The 15,897-nt window shown below is 71.6% G+C and carries 14 protein-coding genes and 2 pseudogenes; 9 read left to right on the forward strand and 7 right to left on the reverse strand.

Going from position 1 to position 15,897, the window contains the following annotated elements; all coding sequences use genetic code 11:
* Positions 1–9 precede the first annotated feature (9 nt).
* The 3 genes from ACFYTE_RS01590 to ACFYTE_RS01600 all read right to left on the reverse strand — a co-directional run bounded on the left by ACFYTE_RS01590 (position 10) and on the right by ACFYTE_RS01600 (position 3,089).
* On the reverse strand, positions 10–1,086 hold the full coding sequence (locus tag ACFYTE_RS01590; protein ID WP_388703355.1) for a hypothetical protein: 1,077 nt from the start codon (positions 1,084–1,086) through the stop codon (positions 10–12).
* Between the two features lie 224 nt (positions 1,087–1,310).
* Positions 1,311–1,760 (reverse strand): hypothetical protein, encoded by a 450-nt coding sequence (locus ACFYTE_RS01595; protein ID WP_388703356.1) that lies wholly within the window; start codon positions 1,758–1,760, stop codon positions 1,311–1,313.
* A gap of 117 nt (positions 1,761–1,877) precedes the next feature.
* Positions 1,878–3,089: a pyridoxal phosphate-dependent aminotransferase gene (locus tag ACFYTE_RS01600; protein WP_388703359.1), complete on the reverse strand. Its 1,212-nt coding sequence runs from the start codon at positions 3,087–3,089 to the stop codon at positions 1,878–1,880.
* A gap of 346 nt (positions 3,090–3,435) precedes the next feature.
* On the opposite strand from ACFYTE_RS01600, the gene ACFYTE_RS01605 reads away from it, so the two are divergent.
* Positions 3,436–4,335 (forward strand): trypsin-like serine peptidase, encoded by a 900-nt coding sequence (locus tag ACFYTE_RS01605; protein ID WP_388703362.1) that lies wholly within the window; start codon positions 3,436–3,438, stop codon positions 4,333–4,335.
* 89 nt (positions 4,336–4,424) lie between these two features.
* On the opposite strand, the gene ACFYTE_RS01610 is transcribed toward ACFYTE_RS01605, so the two are convergent.
* Both ACFYTE_RS01610 and ACFYTE_RS01615 read right to left on the reverse strand, forming a co-directional pair.
* On the reverse strand, positions 4,425–6,035 hold the full coding sequence (locus tag ACFYTE_RS01610) for an amidohydrolase family protein (protein WP_388703364.1): 1,611 nt from the start codon (positions 6,033–6,035) through the stop codon (positions 4,425–4,427).
* 10 nt (positions 6,036–6,045) lie between these two features.
* Complete coding sequence (locus ACFYTE_RS01615; RefSeq protein WP_388703367.1) at positions 6,046–7,311, reverse strand: amino acid deaminase; 1,266 nt, start codon at positions 7,309–7,311, stop codon at positions 6,046–6,048.
* A 138-nt stretch (positions 7,312–7,449) separates the two neighbouring features.
* On the opposite strand from ACFYTE_RS01615, the pseudogene ACFYTE_RS01620 reads away from it, so the two are divergent.
* From ACFYTE_RS01620 to ACFYTE_RS01645, 6 genes and pseudogenes are all read left to right on the forward strand, one after another.
* Positions 7,450–8,241 (forward strand): annotated as a pseudogene (locus ACFYTE_RS01620) (sugar kinase); the annotation flags it as partial.
* A 522-nt stretch (positions 8,242–8,763) separates the two neighbouring features.
* A pseudogene (locus tag ACFYTE_RS01625) lies at positions 8,764–9,060 on the forward strand (PfkB family carbohydrate kinase); the annotation flags it as partial.
* Complete coding sequence (locus ACFYTE_RS01630) at positions 9,057–9,821, forward strand: IclR family transcriptional regulator (protein WP_388703370.1); 765 nt, start codon at positions 9,057–9,059, stop codon at positions 9,819–9,821. The pseudogene ACFYTE_RS01625 and the gene ACFYTE_RS01630, both read left to right, overlap by 4 nt.
* Entirely contained in the window at positions 9,818–10,228 is a 411-nt protein-coding gene (locus tag ACFYTE_RS01635; protein ID WP_388703373.1) for a RidA family protein, read from the forward strand. Before ACFYTE_RS01630 ends, ACFYTE_RS01635 begins: the two co-directional genes overlap by 4 nt.
* Before the next feature lie 111 nt (positions 10,229–10,339).
* Positions 10,340–11,827, forward strand: a complete 1,488-nt coding sequence (locus ACFYTE_RS01640) for a GntP family permease (protein ID WP_388703376.1) — start codon at positions 10,340–10,342, stop codon at positions 11,825–11,827.
* A 97-nt stretch (positions 11,828–11,924) separates the two neighbouring features.
* The gene (locus ACFYTE_RS01645) at positions 11,925–12,476 is read left to right on the forward strand and encodes a hypothetical protein (protein ID WP_388703379.1); all 552 of its coding nucleotides are present in this window, start codon (positions 11,925–11,927) and stop codon (positions 12,474–12,476) included.
* 226 nt (positions 12,477–12,702) lie between these two features.
* Here ACFYTE_RS01645 and ACFYTE_RS01650 read toward each other — a convergent pair whose 3' ends face one another.
* The gene (locus ACFYTE_RS01650) at positions 12,703–13,389 is read right to left on the reverse strand and encodes a hypothetical protein (RefSeq protein WP_388703381.1); all 687 of its coding nucleotides are present in this window, start codon (positions 13,387–13,389) and stop codon (positions 12,703–12,705) included.
* 152 nt (positions 13,390–13,541) lie between these two features.
* Positions 13,542–13,874, reverse strand: a complete 333-nt coding sequence (locus ACFYTE_RS01655) for a hypothetical protein (protein WP_388703384.1) — start codon at positions 13,872–13,874, stop codon at positions 13,542–13,544.
* 75 nt (positions 13,875–13,949) lie between these two features.
* Here ACFYTE_RS01655 and ACFYTE_RS01660 point away from each other — a divergent pair, with 75 nt between their 5' ends.
* On the forward strand, positions 13,950–15,077 hold the full coding sequence (locus tag ACFYTE_RS01660) for a transcriptional regulator (protein WP_388703386.1): 1,128 nt from the start codon (positions 13,950–13,952) through the stop codon (positions 15,075–15,077).
* 46 nt (positions 15,078–15,123) lie between these two features.
* The gene (locus ACFYTE_RS01665) at positions 15,124–15,660 is read left to right on the forward strand and encodes an NUDIX hydrolase (RefSeq protein WP_388703389.1); all 537 of its coding nucleotides are present in this window, start codon (positions 15,124–15,126) and stop codon (positions 15,658–15,660) included.
* Positions 15,661–15,897: the final 237 nt, after the last annotated feature.

Raw genomic sequence — 15,897 nt, forward strand, 5'->3', positions numbered from 1 at the left:
CCCCCCGGATCAGCCGCGTGCCCGGCGGGCCATCTCGTGCAGCACCTCGGAGGTGGGCACGGGCGCCTGCCGGACACCGGTCAGCTTCTGGTTGAGGTAGGCGGCACGGTCGGCCGTGGCCGCGATGAACTCGGCGGTGTCGCCCTGCGGGCGGAAGCCGTGTCGGACGGCGAGCTTGCGCAGCGTCGGGTCGGTGCTGAGCAGTTCCCCGAGCGCGCGGCCCTCGTCGGTGAGCGGCACGACGGTGTGGTCGCTGTTGACGGTGGTGTCGGGGTAGAGGACGACCAGGTCGTCGACCGACTTCTGTTCGCCGAGGAGCGTGGCGACCTGCGACTCGTACACCAGCACCAGCGGATTGCCGGCCCCGCTGATGAAGTCCCGGAACGGACCGTCCGAGCTGGACTGCTGGGCGCCCTGGACGGCGACCAGCTTGCGCAGCAGCGGGGCGGTGCGGTCGATGTCGGCCGTGCTCGCTGCGACCTTGCCGCCGCCCGCGACGTAGGAGGCCGCGGCCAGATAGAGGGCGCCGGAGTTGGAGGACTCCGGGTCGGTGCTTGCGATGTAGAGGGTGCCGGTCAGTTCTCCGTGCCGGCCGGCGCCCTTGAGCTGCTGCCAGGTCCGGTCGTGGCGGGCGGCGTCCAGGTAGGCGGCCATCTTCAGGGTGCCGCGGCTCTTGCCGTCGAGCGTGGCCAGCCCGTTCGCGGCGAGCACGTCGGCCGCGCTGCGGTGCGCCACCACGACGAGCGGCGAGTAGAAGGGGCGCGGCAGGGGCTCATGCACCCGGTACTTCTCGGCCAGTTGACCGGCCGGGGCCTGGCTGGACGGGAAGGCGAAGTCGTACCCCTTGAGGTCGAGTCCTTCCATCGCCCAGGACCCCGATGACTCGGTCCTCACGGTGAAGCCCTTGTCGGCGAGGGCCTTCACCACGTCGGGATCGGCGAAGAACTCGGCCTTCTCCGATCCGATCACTCCCTGCACGGTCTTCGTTGCCGTGCCCTTGTCCTCGCCCTGTCGGCCTGCGACGACGGCGGTCACCACGCCGCCGATCAGCAGCACCGCGAGGACTATTCCCGCGATACGTCTCACGGGAGGCAGACTGCTCCCGGAATTCAACGTTCCGTGGGGGGTGTGATGAACGGAGGGTGTCGGGCCGATCCCGTTATGCAACAGGAACAAGCCATTCCGCTCGGCGGGGTGAAGTGAGGCGAAGCAGGGTGAAGAGGGCTGAGGGCTGAGGGCTGAGGGCGCCCGGTCCGCGCGTCGCTGCGGGTGCGCGCGGACCGGGGCCGTTCGGGGACCCGGGCCAGGGGTCAGTGGGCCGCGCTGAGTTCCGGCAGGTCGCTCAGTGCGGCGGCGTGGGTGTCCATGCGCTCGGCGGACAGGATCGCCGCCGTGGTGTCGGCGCGGGACGCCGCGACGACCAGGGCGCGGCCGGCCAGCGTGTGTGCCCGGTGGTGCAGGGCGGCCGGGCGGGGGTCGGACGCGGTGCCGGACGCGGTGCCGGACATGCGGGCCGGCGCGTGCCCGCCTCGCAGCCGGGTCACCTGCTCGGCGAGCCGTGCGGACGCCGTGTCCAGTTCGTCGGAGGGTGCGAGGGTGCGCAGCTCGTCCGTGACGGCGAGCAGTGCCGCGAGGTGTCCGGCGAGCTGGATGTCCAGCTCCTCCTCGCGCGACCGGTGGGGGAAGTCGGAGGGGGTGCCGGCCATCGGGTTGCCGTGCGGGGACCGGGGGGACGGTCCGGTGCGGGTCGGTTCGTACATGGGAGATGGCCTCCTGTGCTCTGACAGGAAGCCATCCTAGCTTAGAACTCGTCTAAAGTTGATCCTGGTCGCGCAAGCGGGTCGGATGGCTACCCGGGGTGAGGCGCGGCGGTCCGGCTACGGCTGTGCGTAGCCGTCCAGGAACGAGCCGATCCTGGTCACCGCGTCCCTCAGGTCCCCCGCCGAGGGCAGTGTCACCACGCGGAAGTGGTCCGGCTCCGGCCAGTTGAAGCCCGTGCCCTGGACCACCATGATCTTCTCGCGGCGCAGCAGATCGAGGACCATCTGCCGGTCGTCCTTGATCTTGAAGACGTTCGGGTCCAGGCGTGGGAAGAGGTAGAGCGCGCCCTTGGGGCGCACGCAGGTGACCCCCGGGATCTGGGTCAGCAGCTCGTAGGCGACGTCCAACTGCTCCTTCAGCCGCCCGCCCGGCAGCACCAGTTCGTTGATCGTCTGGCGCCCGCTCAGCGCGGCCACGACGCCGTGCTGGCCCGGCATGTTCGCACACAGCCGCATGTTCGCCAGGATCGTCAGGCCCTCGATGTAGGAGTCGGCGTGCGCCCGCGGCCCGGAGATCGACATCCAGCCCACCCGGTAGCCCGCCACCCGGTACGCCTTGGACATGCCGTTGAACGTCAGCGTCAGCAGGTCCGGGGCGACCGCGGCCGTCGGGGTGTGCGTGGCGTCGTCGTAGAGGATCTTGTCGTAGATCTCGTCCGAGCAGACCAGCAGATTGTGCCGGCGGGCGATGTCCGTCAGGCCCTTCAGCACCGCCGGGTCGTACACCGCGCCCGTCGGGTTGTTCGGGTTGATGATGACGAGCGCCTTGGTGCGGTCGGTGACCTTGCGCTCCACGTCGGCGAGGTCGGGCATCCAGTCGGACTGCTCGTCGCAGCGGTAGTGGACGGCGGTGCCGCCGGAGAGCGAGACGGCGGCCGTCCACAGCGGGTAGTCGGGGGCGGGTACCAGGACCTCGTCCCCGTCGTCGAGGAGCCCCTGCATCGCCATCACGATCAGCTCGGAGACGCCGTTGCCGATGTAGACGTGCTCGACGTCGGTCTCGATGCCGACGGTCTGGTTGTGCATCACGACCGCGCGGCGCGCCGCGAGCAGGCCCTTGGCGTCGCCGTAGCCGTGCGCCGACGACACGTTGCGGAGGATGTCCTCCAGGATCTCGGGCGGGCACTCGAAGCCGAACGCCGCCGGGTTGCCGGTGTTCAGCTTGAGGATCCGGTGTCCGGCCGCCTCCAGCCGCATCGCCTCCTCAAGCACGGGGCCCCGGATCTCGTAACAGACGTTGGCGAGCTTGGTCGACTGGATCACCTGCATGTCCGCGAGCTTACGACCCGGTAACGGCCCATGGATGGTGTTATCCGCCACGTGAGACACCCGCCCGCCGGCCGACAGGCCCGCGGGGTCCGCGAAACACCGCCCATCCATCACACGACCGGCCGACACCCCGCATCCACCAGGACGAGTGACACCGCACGACGCCGCGGGCGCGACCGAAACGCCACGGCGGGGTGGGTTCGGGGGAGTCGGGGGTCTGGGCGGGGCGGGTGAGGGTGCGTACGGCTTCTTGCTGTTGATCTTTGTCCGGCTTCAGAATGTGCATGACAAGACTGCGGCGGCCGGAAGATCTCCGGTCGCTTACGTCTGCAGAGGGGACCCCCACATGAAGAAGCCTCTCCTTGCCGCGCTCGCGACCCTGGTGATCACCGGGGCGGGCACGGCGCCGGTGGCCGCGGCGACGGACGCCACCGGCACAGCGGCGAAGGCCGCGGCCACCCGGGCCGCGGCCACCGACGCCGCGCCCGCGAACGCCACCGCGCCCGCGATCCAGGCCGTCGACTTCGCCGGCACCGTCGCGCTCAGCAACTGCTCCGGCTCCGTCATCCGCTTCCCGAACTCCGCCGACACCGACCCGGCCCTCGTACTCACCAACGGCCACTGCCTGGAGACCGGCTTCCCGGCCGCCGGCCAGGTCATCGTCGACCAGGCGTCCAGCCGCACCTTCGGCCTGCTCAACGCCTCGGCCACCCAGGTCGGCACGCTGCGCGCCAGCAAGGTCGCGTACGCGACGATGACCGACACGGACGTCACGATCTATCAGCTGACCAGCACGTACGCGCAGATCAGGAGCACCTACGGGATCAACGCCCTGACCGTGCAGAACACGCACCCGACCGCCGGCACCGCCATCACGGTCGTCTCCGGCTACTGGAAGCGGACCTACGCCTGCAGCGTCGACGGCTTCGTCCACCGCCTGAAGGAGGGCAGCTGGACCTGGAAGGACTCCGTCCGCTACACCTCGGCCTGCGACACCATCGGCGGTACCTCGGGCTCCCCGGTGATCGACAACGCCACCGGCAAGGTCGTCGCCGTCAACAACACCGGCAACGAGGACGGCGCCCGCTGCACCGTGAACAACCCCTGCGAGGTCGACGAGGCCGGCACCGTCACCGTCCGCCAGGGCATCAACTACGCCCAGGAGACCTACCAGATCCCGGCCTGCTTCACGACGGGCAACAAGCTGAACCTGAGCGCGAGTGGCTGCGCCCTGCCTAAGCCGTAGCGCTCCGTTTGGGGCCGGTGATGGTTCGTTGTCGGCTGCTGCGGCGTTGTGGCTGATCGCGCAGTTCCCCGCGCCCCCTTCGGGGCGCTTCAGGCGAGGGTTCGGCGGATTGATCGGCCCGGTAGGGCGGTCGTGCGGCGTTTGTCTTCGATTACGAACTGCCCGTCGACCAGGACGTACGGAATGCCCGTGGGTGGCGTGCGCGGCTGCTCGAAGGTGGAACCCGCCGCGACCGTGCGGGGGTCGAACAGCACCAGGTCGGCGCGGTACCCCTCGCGGACCAGCCCGCGGTCCGGCAGACGCAGCCGGGCCGCGGGGCGCGAGGTGAGATGCGCGACGCACTCCTCCAGCGACAGCACCCCCAACTCCCGTACGTAGTGGCCCAGATAGTGCGGGAAGGTGCCGTAAGCCCGCGGATGCGGCTTCGCGCCCTGCAGGATGCCGTCCGAACCGCCGGTGTGCGCCCGGTGCCGCATGATCGCGCGGACGTTCTCCTCGTGGCCCACGTGCTGGAGGATCGTCGGCCCCAGCCGGTCCTTGACCAGCAGCCTGCGGGCCGTCGTCCAGGGCGCCTCGCCGCGCCGCCGTGCCGACTCCAGGACCGTACGGCCGACATGGTCGGCGAGGGCCGGGTCGGTCACCCCGGAGATCTCGATCGTGTCCCAGTCGACGGGCACGCCGTGGCAGCCGTCGGAGCCGACGACCTCCAGGTGGTGCCGGATCCGCTCGGCGGCCGCCTCGTCGGTGAGCCGCCCCAGGATCTCCTCCGGGCCGCCCTCGCTCGCCCAGCCGGGCAGCAGCGCCGCGAGCGTCGTACAGCCCGGGGTGTAGGGGTAGGTGTCGAGGCTGATGTCGGCGCCGCCGGCGATCGCCTCGTCCAGGAGGGCCAGCAGCTCGGGCGCGCGGCCCTTGTTCACGCCGAAGTTCATGGTGGCGTGCGCGAGGTGCAGGGCGCAGCCCGCCGCACGGGTCAGCTCCACCATCTCCGCGTACGCCGCCAGCGCGCCCGCACCGTAGGAGCGGTGGTGCGGGCAGTAGTAGCCGCCGTACCGGGCCACCACCCGGCACAGTTCGGTGAGTTCCGCGTCCTCGGCGTACATGCCGGGCGTGTAGGTGAGCCCCGACGACATGCCGACCGCGCCCTGCTCCATGCCCTCGGCGACCAGCTGTCGCATCCGGTCCAGCTCGGCGGGCGTGGCCGGGCGGTCCTCCCAGCCGACGGCGAGCGCGCGCACCGTGCCCTGCGGAATCAGATAGGCGGCGTTGACGGCGATGCCGCGGTCCAGCCGGTCCAGGTACTCGCCGACGGACCGCCAGTCGAAGTCGATGTCGTCGCCGTACCCGTTCCAGCCGGTGATCGCCCGGCGCACCGCGTCGAGCGTGCGGTCGTCGACCGGGGCGTACGACAGCCCGTCCTGCCCGATGACCTCCAGGGTCACGCCCTGCGCGGCCTTCGCGCTGTGATCGGGGTCGCGCAGCAGGGCGAGGTCGCTGTGGGCGTGCATGTCGATGAAGCCGGGGGCGAGCACCAGCCCCTCGGCGTCCAGCTCCCGGCGGGCCTTGGGCCGTTGGCATCCCGCCTGGGCAGCCTCCTGGACGATGGAGACGATCCGGCCGCCGTCCACCACCACGTCGGCGCGGTACGACGGTGACCCGCTGCCGTCCACGACGTCCGCGTCCCTGATGACCAGCTCTTCCACCGGCTGCCTCCTAGAAGAACGTGCGGATGTAGTCGACGACCGTGCCGTCCGCCTCGGCCAGCGGGATCAGCTGCCACTTGTCGAACGACGTGCACGGGTGGGACAGGCCGAGCCCGATCCAGTCGCCGACCTCCAGGTCCGCCTCCGGTTCGGTGCGCAGCCAGGCGTGCTGGTCGGACAGCCCGGTCACCGCGACGCCGGTCGCCGGCCGTTGTGTGCCGTTCCTGCGTACCACCTGGGCGAAGGGCAGGTCGAGGTCATGGGCCGCGTCCCGCTTGCCCGCGTTGGCGAAGGCCTGCCCGGCGCTCGGACGGGAGACGATCTGCGCCCACAGCCGGAAGGCGGGCTCCAGGGCGCCCTCCTCGGGGACCCGGTTGAAGGGGGTCACCTTGCGGTAGTGACCGTCGTCGTGCGAGACGTAGGCGCCGGAGCGGAGCAGCTTCAGGACGGGCCGGGACAGCGCGGGGATGCCGGCGAACACATCGGCCACCGCGTCGAACCAGGCGCTGCCGCCCGCGCTGACGACGATCTCCCCGGCGTCCGCGAACCGGCCCGCCCGGTCGAAGTCCACGGCGAGCGCGATCAGCCGGCCCAGCCATGCGTGCACCCGCTCCGGGTCGGCCCGCGGCACCTCGCCCTCGTACCCGGCGACACCGACCAGCCGCAGCGTCCCCGCGGCGGCCACCGCGTCCGCGACCGCCGCGCACTCCGCCTCCGTCCGGACGCCGGTGCGGGCGTCCTCGCCGGCGGCCAGCTCGACCACGACGTCCACGGGGCGGGCGGCCCCGCGCAGCGCCGCGTCCATCAGCTCCACGCCGCGCACCGAGTCGACGTAGCAGACGAAGCGGAAGGACGGGTCCGCGGTGAGTTCGGCGGCGATCCAGCGCAGGGCCGCCGCGTCCACCAGCTCGTTGGCGAGGAAGATCCGCTCGACGCCGTACGCCCGCGCCACCCGCACCTGGTGCGGTACCGCCAGCGTGATGCCCCAGGCGCCGTGCGCGAGCTGGCGGTGGAAGAGCTGCGGGGCCATGGAGGTCTTGCCGTGCGGAGCGAAGGCCAGGCCGTGCCGGGTCGCGTACGTCTCCATGAGCTTCAGGTTGTGTTCCAGGCGCTCGGCGGACAGCGTGAGCACGGGGGTGGTGAAGCCGTCGGTGAAGAGGTTGCGGCGCTGGGCGGCCAGCTCACCGACGGTCAGCCCCGCGGCGTCCGGCGGGAGACCCTTGAAGCGGTGGTCGACGCGTTCCTCGGCCAGGCGTGCCAGCGCCTCGGTGCTCATGGAACCTCCCTGATCAGGTGTGTTGCTCATGTTGCAACGGCCGTTGCGTATATCGCTCACTGCTGTCTAACATCTCGGCCAACGCGGGGTCAACGGAGCCGCCAAGACCCGCGTACGCACCGAGGAGCCGCGACGATCGTGACCGACACCGGACCTTGCACGAACCCCGACGTCGTGGACGTCGTCGCGCTCGGCGAGTCCATGGTCACGTTCCTGCCCACCCGCACCGGCCGCCTCGCCGACGTGCCCTCCTTCGACCGTGCCATCGGCGGCGCCGAGTCCAACGTGGCCTGCGTCCTCGCCGCGGCCGGACACTCCACGCGCTGGGTCAGCCGGGTCGGCGCCGACGGCTTCGGCGACCATCTCGTCCGGGCCATCGGGGAATACGGCGTCGACGTCGCCTCGGTGCGGCGGGATACGGCGCGGCCCACCGGGATCTACTTCCGCACCGCAGGCGACCGGGCGGGCGACGACCACGAAGTCGCCTACTACCGGGCCGGTTCGGCGGCCTCCGCGATGTCCGTCGACACCGTGGACCCGGCGGCGCTGCGGGCCGCGCGCATCCTGCACCTGTCCGGGATCACGGCCGCGCTCTCCGCCGGCTGCCTCGACCTGCTGCGCGCACTGACCGCGCCCCGGCCCGGCCGCCGGCCCCTCGTCTCCTTCGACGTGAACTTCCGTCCGGGCCTGTGGCGCGACGCCGCCGCGCCCCGCGTGTTGCTGGACCTCGCCCGCGGCTGCGACCTGGTCTTCGTGGGCACCGACGAGGCGGAGGCGGCCTGGGGCGTCACACCGGACCCGACCGCGATCCGCGCCCTCCTCCCAGAACCCAGAACCCTGGTGGTGAAGCAGGGCGCACGGGGGGCGACGGTCTTCGAACGGGTGGATGCCGCCGACACGGACGGCGCGGGCGACGTGGATGTGCCGGGCAGTGCCGGTGGCGCCCGCGGCAGCGGCGCGCATGGTGCCGGGGGTGCCCGGGGTGCCGACGCCGCCCGCGGTGTGCATGGTGCCCGGGGTGACGGCGCCGTGGGGGATCCGGGTCGCTCGGGCGACGTGGGCGGTGCTGGGAACACCCCGTCGGAGCGGACCGGCTCCGACCCCGGCCCTGGTCCCGGCCGCACCACGTCCGCGCCGGGCCGGGCCACACGGCCCGCAGCCGCCGCGGACTCGCCTACCTCCGTCCCCGTCGGGGAGACGGGCACTTCCGTCCCGACCTCGGACTCGCGTACCTCCGTCCCGGCCTCGGACACCCGCACCTCCGTCCCGGCCTTGGGCAACCGCGCCTCGGTCACCGCTTCGGACTCGCGAGCTTCGGCCCCTGCCTCGGACACGTGTGCCTCGGGCCCCGCTTCGGACACGGGTGCGCGTGCCTCCGGCTCCGGTTCGGGCGTGGGCGCCTCGGTTCCTGTGCCGAACACGGGTGTCTCCGTCCCCGCCGCGGACACCCGTACCTTCGTGCCCGCGTTGAATGTCGATGTCGTCGCGCCCGTCGGGGCCGGGGACGCCTTCGCCGCCGGGTTTCTGTCCGCGACGCTGCGCGGGCTGTCCGTGCGGGAGCGGATCAGGGCCGGGCATCTCATGGCCGCCGCCGCGCTCACCGTGCCCGGCGACCTCGCCGTGCCACCCTCCAGGGACCACGCCGACCGGCTGATCGCCCTGGACGACGCGGCCTGGGGGAGACTTCGACTCGGCCCCGGCTGGACACACGCCGCGGGCCGGGCCGATGAGGAGGTACCCACGCCATGAGCCAGACCGTCGACCGCGCGCTGAGCATCCTGCCGCTGCTCGCCGAGGGCCCCGCCGACCTCGGCCAGGTCGCCGACCGGCTCGGCGTGCACAAGTCCACCGCGCTGCGCCTGCTGCGCACCCTGCACGAACACGGCCTCGTCTACCGCCAGGCCGACCAGCGCTACCGGCTCGGCGCCCGTCTCTTCGCCCTCGCCCAGGAGGCGATGGAGAACCTGGACGTCCGTGAGATCGCCCACCCCCACCTGGTCCGCCTCAACGAAGCCTGCGGACACACCGTCCACCTCGCCGTGTACGAGGAGCACGAGGTGCTGTACATCGACAAGGTGGAGAGCCGCTACCCGGTGCGCATGTACTCGCGGATCGGCAAGCCCGTCGCCATCACCGTCGCCGCCGTCGCCAAACTGCTCCTCGCCGACCTGTCCGACGCCGAGCGCCGCGCCCTCGCGGAACAGCTCGACTACCCCATGTACACGGCCCGTTCCACCCCCAACGCCCCCGCCTTCCTAAGGGAGTTGGACAAGGTCCGGGAACAGGGCTGGGCCACCGACCTCGGCGGCCACGAGGAGTCCATCAACTGCGTCGCCGCCCCCATCCGCGGCGCGGACGGCCGGGTGGTCGCCGCGATGTCCGTCTCCGCGCCGAACGTCGTCGTCACCGCCGACGAACTCCTCACCCTGCTCCCGCAGGTGCGCCGCACCGCCGACGCCATCAGCGGCGAGTACTCCGGCAGAACTCCAGCGAAGGAAACCCCCGCATGACCGAGAAGACCGCGCTCACCCCCGCGACCCACACCACCCCGCCCGCGAAGTTCTCGCACGGTGTCAAGAAGGGCAACGTCCTCCAGGTCGCCGGTCAGGTCGGATTCCTCCCCGCCGAGCCGGGCAAGCCGCCCACGCCGGCCGGCCCCACCCTGCGCGAGCAGACCCTCCAGACCCTCGCCAACGTCAAGGCGATCCTGGAGGAGGGCGGCGCGAGCTGGGACGACGCGATGATGATCCGCGTCTACCTCACCGACGTCGCGCACTTCGCTGAGATGAACGACCTCTACAACGCCTACTTCGAGGAGCAGGGCCTCACCCAGCCGCCCGCCGCGCGCACCACCGTCTACGTCGGCCTGCCCGCGGGACTCCTCATCGAGATCGACGCGCTCGCCGTACTCGGCTGACCGCTGTCCCCGCACCCGTACTCCGCAGGCACGGCGCTCCCCACCCCCGGGGCGCCGTGCCGCGATCCCCCCTGCCCGAAAGCACCGTGTACCCCCGTAGAGGACCCCCGCATGACCCCCATATCCCTGCCGCTCGCCGCCGCCGCGCCCGCCGCGCCACCCCACACCGGAGGGCTGCTCCTCCTGGTCGACGGCACCGCGGGACTGCTCGTCGTCGCCGCCATCGGCATCGCCCTCCTGCTCTTCCTGATCATCAAGGCGCGGCTGCAGCCGTTCGTCGCCCTCCTCGCCGTCTCCATCGCCGTCGGCCTGCTCTCCGGCCTGTCGGTCACCGAACTCTTCGGCACCGTCCAGCGTTCCGACGCAGTCTCCACCATCGAATCCGGAATGGGCGGCATCCTCGGCCACGTCGCGATCATCATCGGTCTCGGCACGATGCTCGGCGCGATCCTCGAAGTCAGCGGCGGGGCCGAGGTGCTGGCATCCCGGCTGCTCGGCCTGTTCGGCGAGCGGCGGGCGCCCCTCGCGATGGGTCTGACGGGCCTGATCTTCGGCATCCCCGTCTTCTTCGACGTCGGCATCTTCGTGCTCGCGCCCATCGTGTACGCCGCCGCCAAGCGCTCCGGCCGGTCCATCCTGCTGTACTGCCTGCCGCTGCTCGCCGGCCTGTCCATGACCCACGCCTTCCTGCCGCCGCACCCCGGCCCGGTGGCCGCCGCCGGGCTGCTGCACGTCCAGCTCGGCTGGATCATCCTCATGGGCATCGTCTGCGGCATCCCCGCCGTGCTCGCAGCCTGGGCCTTCTCCGCCTGGATCGGCCGGCGGATCTTCGTGGCCGTACCGCAGGACATGGTCGAGGCCGCCGAGGAGGCACGGCGGGCGGTGGTCGAGGAACAGCGGGCGGCCGGTACGCGGCCGCAGGAGCAGCCGGTCCCGTTGGGCACGGTCCTCACCATCATCGGCACCCCGCTGGTGCTGATCCTCGCCGCCACCTTCTCCTCCATCGCCCTTGACCCTTCCACCACCCGCTCGGTGATCGAGTTCTTCGGCAACCCGTTCGTGGCGCTGACCATCGCGCTGCTGCTCGCGTACTACCTGCTGGGTCTGCGCCGGGGCTGGTCCCGCAAGTCCCTGGAGACCGTGTCGACCTCCTCGCTGAAGCCGGTCGGCAACATCCTGCTGGTGGTCGGCGCGGGCGGTGTCTTCGGCGCCGTGCTGAAGGCGAGCGGCGTCGCGCAGGCCCTGTCGGACACCTTCCACGACGTCGGCCTGCCGGTGCTCGTGCTCGCCTATCTCATCTCGGTCGTGCTGCGGGTGGCCCAGGGTTCGGCGACCGTCGCGATCGTCACCACGGCCGGCATCGTCGCCCCCCTCCTCGCCGAGGGCGACCACTCCCAGGCGTTCGTCGCGCTCGTCATCATGGCGATCTCGGCCGGCTCCATCTTCGCCTCGCACGTCAACGACGGCGGCTTCTGGATGGTCGCCAAGTACTTCGGCATCAGCGAACGCGACACTCTGAAGACATGGACCGTTCTGGAGTCGGTCCTGTCGGTCGCGGGCTTCGTGGTCGCGGCCGTACTGAGCCTGTTCGTCAGGTGAGTTGAGCGGTCCTGAGCAGGGTCGCGTGACCAGGGTGAACCGGCGTGAAGGGTGGGCTGACTGGTTCCGGCACAGGAACGTCGTCCATACTGCCCGCGTGGAGCAGCGCATAGGATCGAGCAGCCAGCCCCTTGAGGGCGCCGGATTCGACCCGGCCTTCATTCCCGGGATCACCGCACCCGTGCCGGCGGACCGGCAGGACACCGAGGCGGAGGACGCCGTCGAGACCGAGGAGACGGCCTCGGTACGCGACATGGAAGCGCCCGCCGCCAAGGCCGAGGAGGGCGCCGAGGCCGCGCAGGACAAGGCGGAGGCCGAGGACGCCAAGGCCGAGGGCGAGGACGAGCAGGACGGTGACGAGGGCGAGCCTGACGGCCCGGTCTTCGAGGCCGCCGACCGCCGTGCCCGGATAGTCGCCGACCGCAAGGGCGTCCGGCTCCGCCTCGACGAGGAGTCCTGCGAGTTCCGCTGGGACGAGATCGGCGCGGTCGAGACGGAGGCGCCCCGCTTCGGGAAGCGTTTCACCGTCACGGTGCACACCCCTGACCGCCGCTGGTACCCGATCGAGATCGAAGCGACGGCCAGGGCGCGCTTCAAGGAGTGGGAGGAGCAACTGGACGCCGTGCTCGACGCCTACTTCGAGGACTGAGCGCTCCGCGCCCCTTCGGGACGCTGTCGAACCGCAGCGGACTTCACTGGACCTGCTTGGCGGCCCCCACCGGGGGGCCGCCCGGCCGCAGCACTCACCGAAGCGCGCGCCATGGCGAGGCATCTCAGCCGCGGCGGTACGTAGCTCCTCGTACCGGACCTCCGGGATACGGACGGTCGCGGGCTGCCCGGCCCGGACCACGAGGTACTGCCCGCGGCCCGGTCCGTCAGGCGACAGCTGTCAGCTCCGCGACCCGGGCGAACTCTTCCCCCAGGCGGTCGCGTCCGAGGGCGGCGAACTCGCGGTCCAGGTCCGCCGGTGTCACGTCATGGAGTTCCACCATCGTGCGGGCGGCCCGGACCCACGGGGCCCACTGGGACCCGTACTTCACCTGCTCCATGTGACACGCGGGGATGGGCTGAAGCGTCACGGGGTGGTGGAGGGGACCGACGACTCCCCACGCGGGCACGCATCTCGCCCACGCCGCCACGAACCGCCCACCCCGCAGGGCACGGCAGAGCTGGATGGAGATCCCGGCGCACGGCACGCACACCGGCGGACTCGTCGTCCGCTCCCCCTCCCGGACCGCACCGCAGGAGTCCCGCAGGAGAAACAGATGCGGGCCGCCCGGGTCCGGCGGCATCCGACCGCAGACCTGGCACATCATGTTCAGCATGGCCCGACGCTGCCGGTAGGGGTGGACGTTCCGTAGCTGTGGGCTGCCCCTGCGTTGCTTGGGCCGCAGGGCGTACCGGACCCAGAGCACACCGAAGCTGTCCCGGTCGTACGGGGTTTCATCCGCGTACGCGATCCCAGGGGCCACGCGGCGGCGGACGATCGGGCACTTCAGGAGCCGTTCCTCGCTCCATCCGGCGATGTAGGGGACGATGCCTGGCGGTGCCGGAGGCAACACGATCGAGAACCTTTCTTTGTCGGGACGAGGGTGACGGCCCGGCACACCGCAGGGCATCACGGGGTCGGGTGTGCCGGACCGGGCCCGCCGGCTCCCGCGGGGGGACCGACGGGTGTGCGGGGACCGCGCCCCTGCGGTCGTCTGCCGGCGGGTCACCGGCGGTTGTCCCTGACGAGCCGGTACAAGCCGCGGCCGACGATGCACCTGGCGGCCGTCGCCTCCGTCTCACAGAGGTCGCACAGGGGCGCGTGGGCGAACAGGCCGCGGTGCGCCCGGTTAGCGGTGCAGGTCCGGCAGGCGCGCGGGAAACACGTACCATCCTCAGCCTTTTGCTCGCCAAGGTCGACAGCCGTCTCGATCGTCAGAGGCTGGCCGCACCAGATGCATACGCGGCCGGCCGCGCGGTCCTCGTTCAGGCCGAGCAGGGCCGGGAGCGCCAGGACGTCCAGCACTTCCAGCTGGATATCTACGGCTGTTCTGCTCATCGGGTGCTCTCCAGGGGCAGCGGCACGAGCACACCAGATCCGGGCCGGGGGCCGCGCAACCGCCGCACTCCAGAGATGATCGCCGACGTCCTCTCCGGACGGCTCGGCCGGGGCATCAGCCTTGACGACATCGGGATGGGCACCCGATCTACGCCGCACCCAGCAGGGACTCCGCTTGAGGGGTTCATCGGCCGGGCGACCGCACTGTGGCGCGGTGACCACCAGCAGCGCGAGGACGTCCAGCGCACGCCCGTGATCACCGGCCTGCCCGCCGTCGGCCCCGTCTGGGAGTGGGAGAACCCGCCTGACGACGTGGACGTGTCCAGCCGTGGCACCATCCGCGTGGGCCTGCCCGACGTCGAGCATTTGCGGACCGCGCGTCGGCACTACGAGCAGATGTACCGAAAGGCGGGCGGCGTCGGGACTCGGGGCCGTGTCCTGCGGTTCCTGACAGAAGACACGGCGCCGCTGATGCGCGGCACCTATACGGACGCCACCGGCCGCGAGTTGCTCCGGGCCGTCGGCGGGCTCGTCGCCGTTGCCGGGATCTGTGCCTACGACTCCAACGCCCAGGGCCTCGCGCAGCGCTACTACCACCAGGCCCTGAGGCTGGCGAAGGCGAGCGGGGACAGGGCGTTCGGCGGGTACGTGATAGCGCTCCTCGTCAACCACTCCCTCTTCATGGGCGAGTACCGGCAGGCGGTCGCGTTCGCCGAGGCAGGGCTGCGCACCGCCGGACACGCCATCAGTCCGGCCCTCGCCCGCATGGGCGACCAGACGGCCGCCCACCAGGCCATGGGGCAGGCGGAGATCGCATCCGGGCAGATCCGCCCGGACGAGGAGCCGGACGAGACCGGGTACGTCCAGCCCGGCCTGCTGGAGACCGCGATGGCGGACACTCTGATGCGGCTTGGTGACACCGGGCCTGCGCAGCAGTACGCCGCCGAGGCCGTTGCCGTCCAGACCCACGCCCGCGGTCGGATGCACCGGCTTGCCACCCTCGCCGACTGCGAACTGCGGGCGGGGGAAGTCGACCGTGCCGCCGGCACCGCGATGCAGATGCTCGACACCGTGGCAGGGATGGAGTCGCATCGGCTCCACGACCGGCTCGTCGGCGTACGCCGCAACCTCGCCACCACCCGTAGCGGGTCAACGCGCGAGGTCGTCGACCGGATCGACGAGACTCTTCGCATCCCGCTGTAGCCGACTGTGGTCGGATAGGGCGCGTCCCCGAAGGAGAGGCAGCAGGGTGTCAGTGTGGCGGAACCTCGGCGAGCGTACCGTGTACGAGAGCCGGTGGGTCAAGGTGAACATGGCCGACGTGGAGCTGCCGGACGGCCGGCACCTTGACCACACCGTGATCCGGCTGCGGCCCGTGGCGGTGGCCACGGTCGTGAACGAGGCGGACGAGGTGCTGCTGCTGTGGCGGCACCGGTTCATCACCGGCGCGTGGGGCTGGGAGTTGCCGTCGGGTGGGACCGGTGAGGGCGAGGACCCCTCGGTCGCGGCGGCGCGGGAGTTCGAGGAGGAGACCGGGTGGCGGCCCGGCCCGTTGCGGCTGCTCCTGGCGGTCGACCCGATGCCGGGGATCTCGACGTCGCATCATCGGGTGTACTGGTCGGATCACGCCGAGCAGGTGCGCACCGTGCCGGAGGATGCGCACGAGTCCGCGCGGCGGGAGTGGGTGCCGCTCGCGAAGATGCCCGCGTTGGTCGCCCGTGGTGAAGTGCGGTCGGCCAACGCGGTGGCGGCGCTGCTGATGCTGCACCATCTGCGCCTCGGATGATCGAGGGCATGACGAAATGGCTCCCACGGCCGAAGGCAGCAGGGGCCAGACGATCAGCGAAGAAGGTACTGGGAGGCAGCCTTCAACCCACCGTCTGCCCCCAAACCACCACGACCGGGGCCTTGCACCACTGGCACAGCGGACGCCCGCCGGAGCCGTACTGGTAACCGTCCGGCCGCCGGGGGCCGACGCGGAAGGGGGGCGTTGGCCGAAGCCGCCGCCCCCGGATGCCGCGTG

It is taken from the genome of Streptomyces sp. NPDC004629 (assembly GCF_042873595.1).
Classification (GTDB): Bacteria; Actinomycetota; Actinomycetes; order Streptomycetales; family Streptomycetaceae; genus Streptomyces.